A 6050-nucleotide genomic window follows, 5' to 3' on the forward strand; every position below is an offset into this window, starting at 1 on the left:
CCGGCGCGGACTGTGGATCGTCGAGGACGACCCGTACGGCGAACTGCGCTACGAGGGCGAACGCGTGCCGTGGATCGCCGCCCACCCCGGCGCCGGGGACCGCACCGTGCTGCTCGGCAGCTTCTCCAAGGTCATGGCCCCCGGCCTGCGCCTGGGCTGGCTGCGCGCCCCCGCCGACCTGCGCCGCGCCTGCGCCGTCGCCAAACAGGCCGCCGACCTGCACACCCCCACCGTCAACCAGCTCGCCGCGGCCCGCTACCTCGCCGACAACGACCTCGACGCCCACGTCCGCCGCGTCGCTGCCGTCTACGCCGAACGCCGCGACGCCATGCTCGCGGGCCTGCCCACCGCACTCCCCGACGGCTCCACCTGGACCCGTCCCGAGGGCGGCATGTTCCTCTGGGCCCGCCTGCCGGAGCCGTACGACACCACAGCCCTGCTCCCCGAGGTGGTCCGGCACGACGTGGCGTACGTCCCCGGCGCGCCCTTCCACGCCGCCGACCCGGACCGGACCACGATGCGGCTGTGCTTCGTCACCCAGACACCGGACGAGATCGCGGAGGGGCTGCGCCGGCTGGGGGAGGGGCTGCGGGAGGCGGCGCACCGGGCGGCTTAGGACTCGCGGCGGGGTCCCGGCGTAGGGCCAATGGACGAGGACAGGGTGCCGTCGCCGCACATACGGTGATGCCATGTCTGACAGCGCACGGACGACGACATCCTTCTCCCTGGACGCCTACCTCGAGCGCATCGGCTGGGAGGGCGGGCGGCGGCCCGACATGGCCACGCTCCGCGGCGTGCAGCTCGCCCACATGAGGGCCATCCCCTTCGAGAACCTCGACGCCCTGGGGGGCCGTGCCCCCTCCCTCGACCTCGCCGACCTGATGGCGAAGCTGGTCCACGGCCGCCGGCGCGGCGGCTACTGCTACGAGCACAACACGCTGTTCGCCGCCGCCCTGGAGGCGCTCGGCGTCCGGGTGACCCGGCTGACCGCACGGGTCGTCGTCGGCGCCGACCGCTTCGAGGACCGCCCGCGCACGCACATGGCCCTCCTCGTCGAGCTGCCCGGCGACCCGCGGCCCCACCTGGCCGACGTCGGCTTCGGCGCCATCGGCTCGCTGCTGGAACCGGTGCCGCTGACGGCGGACACCGAGTTCCACGACGCCGGACGCCGGCACCGGCTGGTGCACGCACCGCGCCGGGGGCCGCTGGAGACGTGGGTGCTGGAGGTGCACGCCGCGGGCGGCTGGCAGGCGCAGTACGCCTTCACCCTGGAGCCGTTCGAGCCGTCCGACTACGAGGTGATCAACTGGCACGTCGCCACGAACCCGCGTTCCCCGTTCTCCCGGCGCCCCTACGTCCAGCGCCTCACGCCGGACGCCGCGCTGCTCCTCGACGGCGACCGCCTCACCGTGACGCGTGCCGACGACGGCACGGTCACCGAACGGAAGCTGTCCGACGAGACGGAGGCCCGCCGGGCGTTGGCGGAGGAGTTCGGCATCGATGCCCCGGAGGATCTGACGCTGCTGCGGTGAGGGCGGGGCGGGTCCGCTCCCCGCCCTCACCGCCGGGCCGTACTCAGAGCCGCTCGGGCGTCCTGATGCCCAGCAGGGCCATGCCCTGGTGGAGCGTGCGGGCCGTGAGGTCGCAGAGGAACAGGCGGTTCTCCGCCACGTCCTGCGGCGGCTGCGGCTTGATCACCGGGCACTTGTCGTAGAACGACGTGAACAGCGACGCCAGCTGGTACAGGTACGCGGCCAGCTTGTGCGGGGCGTACTCCGCGGCCGCCTCGAAGACCGTGTCCCCGAACGCGTCCAGGTGCAGGCCCAGCGCGCGCTCCGCCTCGTGCAGGTCCAGCTCCGGGTGAGCGGCGGGGCGGACCTCGCCGGCCTTGCGGAGGATGGACCGGATACGGGCGTAGGCGTACTGGAGGTACACGCTGGTGTCGCCGTTGAGCGAGACCATCTGGTCCAGGTCGAACTTGTAGTCGCGGCTCGGCGACGTCGACAGGTCCGCGTACTTCACGGCTCCGATGCCGACCTGCGCGGCCCGCTCCTGGATCTCGTCCTCGGTGAGGTCCCGCGCCTTCTCCCGTACGACCTCCGCGGCCCGCTGCACCGCCTCGTCCAGCAGGTCCTCGAGGCGTACGGTCTCGCCCGCACGCGTCTTGAAGGGCTTGCCGTCCGCGCCGAGCACCGTGCCGTAGCCCATGTTGTGCGCGGTGACGTCGTCGTTCAGCCAGCCGGCCCGGCGGGCGGTCTCGAAGACCATCTTGAAGTGCAGCGACTGGCGTACGTCGACGACGTACAGCAGCGTGCTGGCGTGCAGGTCCTGGACGCGGTTGCGGATCGCGGTCAGGTCGGAGGCCGCGTAGCCGAAGCCGCCGTCGGCCTTCTGCACGATCAGCGGGACCGGCTGGTCGTCCTTGCCGCGGATCTCGTCGAAGAACACCACGAGCGCGCCCTCGGAGCGCACCGCGACACCCATCTCCTCCAGGAGGCGGGCGGTCTCGGGCATGCCCTCGTTGTACGCGGACTCGCCGACGATCTCCTCGTCGCGGATCTCCATGTCGAGCTTCTCGAAGACGGAGTAGAAGTAGACCTTCGACTCGTCCACGAACTGCTGCCACAGCTCGAGCGTCTCCTTGTCGCCGGACTGGAGGGCGACGACCCGCTTCCGGGCCCGCTCCTTGAACTCCTCGTCCGAGTCGAAGAGCGCACGCGACGCCTTGTACACGCGGTTCAGGTTCGACATGGCCTGCTCGCCGTCGACCTCTTCGGCCGGGGCCAGCTCGCCCGGGTGCTCGAACAGGTACTGGATGAGCATGCCGAACTGGGTGCCCCAGTCGCCGATGTGGTGCCGGCCGATCGTCTTCTCGCCGGTGAAGTCGAGCATGGCGCGCAGGGCGTCGCCGATGACCGCCGACCGCAGGTGACCGACGTGCATCTCCTTCGCCACGTTCGGCTGGGCGTAGTCGACGACCGTGACGCCCGCGTCCTCGTTCAACGGCACGCCGAGGCGCTCGCCGTCCGCGTGCCGCGCGGCGAGGTTCTCGGTGATCGCCCGGTCGGCGACGGTGATGTTGAGGAAGCCGGGGCCGGAGACCTCGACGTCCTTGATCAGGTCGCCGGTGGTGATGTGGGCGACGACCTCGGCCGCCAGCTCCCGCGGGTTCGCCTTCGCCTTCTTGGCCAGCGCGAGGATGCCGTTGGCCTGGAAGTCCGCCCGGTCGCTTCGTCGCAGCAGCGGGTCCGCGCCGGCGGCCTCGGGGCGGGTGGCCGAGAGGGCGGACGCGAGATGCTGCTGGACGGAGTCGGTGAGGGACGTGACCGAGGCCATGGAGGCTGCCGTTCTGCTCGGGTTCGTGGACTACTACCGAAGCCGAGTATCCCACGCGGTGAAAAGCGGTTTTCGCGGATACGGGCCGGGCTGGGAGAATGGAGCGGTCAGCCGTGCGACCGTACCGGCTGCCCGAGCAGAAAGAAGGACGTGCCGATCGTGGCTCAGAGCACCGAGACCACCGACTGGGTCTCCCGTTTCGCGGACGACGTCATCGAGGAGTCGGAGCGTCGGGCCCCGGGCAAACCTGTGGTCGTCGCGTCCGGTCTCTCCCCCTCGGGCCCGATCCACCTCGGGAACCTGCGCGAGGTCATGACCCCCCACCTCGTCGCCGACGAGATCCGCCGCCGCGGCCACCGGGTCCGGCACCTGATCTCCTGGGACGACTACGACCGGTACCGCAAGGTCCCGGCCGGTGTCCCCGGCGTCGACGAGTCGTGGTCCGAGCACATCGGCAAGCCGCTGACCTCCGTCCCGGCGCCGAAGGGCTCCGCGTACCCGAACTGGGCCGAGCACTTCAAGGCCGCGATGACCGCGTCGCTGGCCGAGCTGGGCGTGGAGTTCGACGGCATCAGCCAGACCGAGCAGTACACCTCCGGTGTCTACCGCGAGCAGATCCTGCACGCCGTCCGGCACCGCGCCGACATCGACGCGATCCTCGCCCAGTACCGCACCAAGAAGGCCCCGGCGAAGAAGCAGCAGCAGAAGCCGGTCGACGAGGCCGAGCTGGAGGCCGCCGAGGGCTCCGGCGCCGCCGCCGAGGACGACGGCAGCTCCGGGGCCGCCGGGTACTTCCCGTACAAGCCGTACTGCGGCAACTGCGAGAAGGACCTGACGACGGTCACCGCGTACGACGACGACTCCACCGAGCTGACCTACGCCTGCACGGCGTGCGGCTTCTCGGAGACCGTCCGGCTGAACGAGTTCAACCGCGGCAAGCTCGTCTGGAAGGTCGACTGGCCCATGCGGTGGGCGTACGAGGGCGTGATCTTCGAGCCCAGCGGTGTCGACCACTCCTCGCCGGGGTCGTCGTTCCAGGTAGGCGGGCAGATCGTCGGGATCTTCGGCGGGCAGCAGCCGATCGGGCCGATGTACGCCTTCGTCGGCATCAGCGGCATGGCGAAGATGTCGTCGTCGCGCGGCGGTGTGCCGACTCCCGCCGACGCGCTGAAGATCATGGAGCCGCAGCTGCTGCGCTGGCTGTACGCGCGCCGCCGCCCCAACCAGTCCTTCAAGATCGCCTTCGACCAGGAGATCCAGCGCCTCTACGACGAGTGGGACCGGCTCGACGCCAAGGTCGCCGACGGCAGCGCCCTGCCCGCCGACGCCGCCGCGCACTCCCGCGCGGTGCGCACGGCGAGCGGTGAGCTGCCGCGGACGACCAGGCCGCTGCCGTACCGCACGCTCGCCTCGGTGGCCGACATCACCGCCGGTCACGAGGACCAGGCGCTGCGCATCCTCAGCGAGCTGGACCCGTCCGACCCGCTGGGCTCACTGGACGAGGCCCGGCCGCGCTACGACAAGGCCGAGGCGTGGATCAACACCCACGTCCCCGCCGACCAGCGCACCATCGTCCGCGCGGAGCCCGACGCCGAGCTGCTGAAGTCGCTCGACGAGCAGGCGCGGCAGTCGCTGCGGCTGCTGCTCGACGGCCTCGCCGGCAACTGGTCGCTGGACGGGCTCACCCACCTCGTCTACGGCGTGCCCAAGGTCCAGGCGGGCTTCTCCGCCGACGCCACGCCCAAGGAGCTGCCGGCGGAGATCAAGACCGCCCAGCGGTCGTTCTTCGCGCTGCTGTATCACCTGCTGGTCGGGCGGGACACGGGGCCGCGGCTGCCCACGCTGCTGCTGGCGGTGGGACAGGAGCGGGTGCGGACGCTGCTCGGGGAGTAGGCGACAGTACGACGACAGGGGGCGCCCGGTGTCGGCCGGGCGCCCCCTGTCGTCGTGTGCGCGTGCGCACTACGCGATGTGGTCCTCTTCCATCTCCGCCATGTGGCGCGCCTGGAAGCGTTCGGCGAGGGCCTTCAGCTCGCTCGGGTTCAGCGTCGTGCCGTAGGTCGCCTGGATGTTGTCACCGAGGACGCGGGGCGTGGGGTAGCTGCCGTCTATCGACTGACGGAACACCTGGTAGTACGCCTCCTCGTCCGGGTCGGAGTCGGTGCCGCCGCCTTCGCCCAGCTCGCGGGTGCGGCCGCCGGGGACCACCGGGATGGGGAAGCTGCCGGTCTCCTCCGGGGAGGGTTCCCGGAGGGGCGGCTCCTCCTGGTACTGGTCCTGGTACTGCTCGGCCTGCTGCTGCTCCGCGTACCAGCGGGCGTACTCCTCGTCGGGGTCGTACGTGGGGTCGTAGCCGCCGTGGTACTCGACGGTCTGCGGGTCGCGGGCGTGCAGCCACGGATTGCCCGTGGTGTCCTCCTGGGGCTCGGGGTCGGGGTTGCCCTCGAGTTCCAGTCGCTGCTCGCTCTGAGGTACCGCCGCGCCCACCCGTGCCGCACCAGCGGCACGACTGCCCGCGGCCACCGCCGGTGTCGGTGCGTCGGGCGCCGGGGGTATCAGTGCCGGTTCTATGCCCGCCGCCGCCAGGCCCGCCGGGGCCGTGTCGGCCAGGGGAACGCCGTACTTGGCGAGGCGGAGCGGCATCAGGGACTCGACCGGGGCCTTGCGGCGCCAGGCGCGGCCGAAGCGGGAGCGGAGGCGGGCCTGGTAGACCA

At 71.6% G+C, this 6050-nt stretch carries 4 protein-coding genes and 1 pseudogene; 3 read left to right on the plus strand and 2 right to left on the minus strand.

Features of this window, described 5'->3' with window-relative positions:
• Window positions 1-616, plus strand: a 616-nt coding sequence (locus tag KUM38_RS18800) for a PLP-dependent aminotransferase family protein (protein ID WP_217130564.1), incomplete at its 5' end; no start/stop codon positions are given.
• 73 nt (window positions 617-689) lie between these two features.
• Window positions 690-1532, plus strand: a complete 843-nt coding sequence (locus KUM38_RS18805; protein WP_217130565.1) for an arylamine N-acetyltransferase — start codon at window positions 690-692, stop codon at window positions 1530-1532.
• A gap of 43 nt (window positions 1533-1575) precedes the next feature.
• Here KUM38_RS18805 and argS read toward each other — a convergent pair whose 3' ends face one another.
• On the minus strand, window positions 1576-3336 hold the full coding sequence (gene argS / locus KUM38_RS18810) for an arginine--tRNA ligase (protein ID WP_217130566.1): 1761 nt from the start codon (window positions 3334-3336) through the stop codon (window positions 1576-1578).
• A gap of 150 nt (window positions 3337-3486) precedes the next feature.
• Here argS and lysS point away from each other — a divergent pair, with 150 nt between their 5' ends.
• Window positions 3487-5229, plus strand: a complete 1743-nt coding sequence (lysS, locus tag KUM38_RS18815) for a lysine--tRNA ligase (RefSeq protein WP_217130567.1) — start codon at window positions 3487-3489, stop codon at window positions 5227-5229.
• A 69-nt stretch (window positions 5230-5298) separates the two neighbouring features.
• Here the strand turns inward: lysS and KUM38_RS18820 are convergent.
• Window positions 5299-6050 (minus strand): annotated as a pseudogene (locus KUM38_RS18820) (hypothetical protein); the annotation flags it as partial.

Source organism: Streptomyces sp. AC558_RSS880, from assembly GCF_019049255.1.
GTDB lineage: Bacteria > Actinomycetota > Actinomycetes > Streptomycetales > Streptomycetaceae > Streptomyces.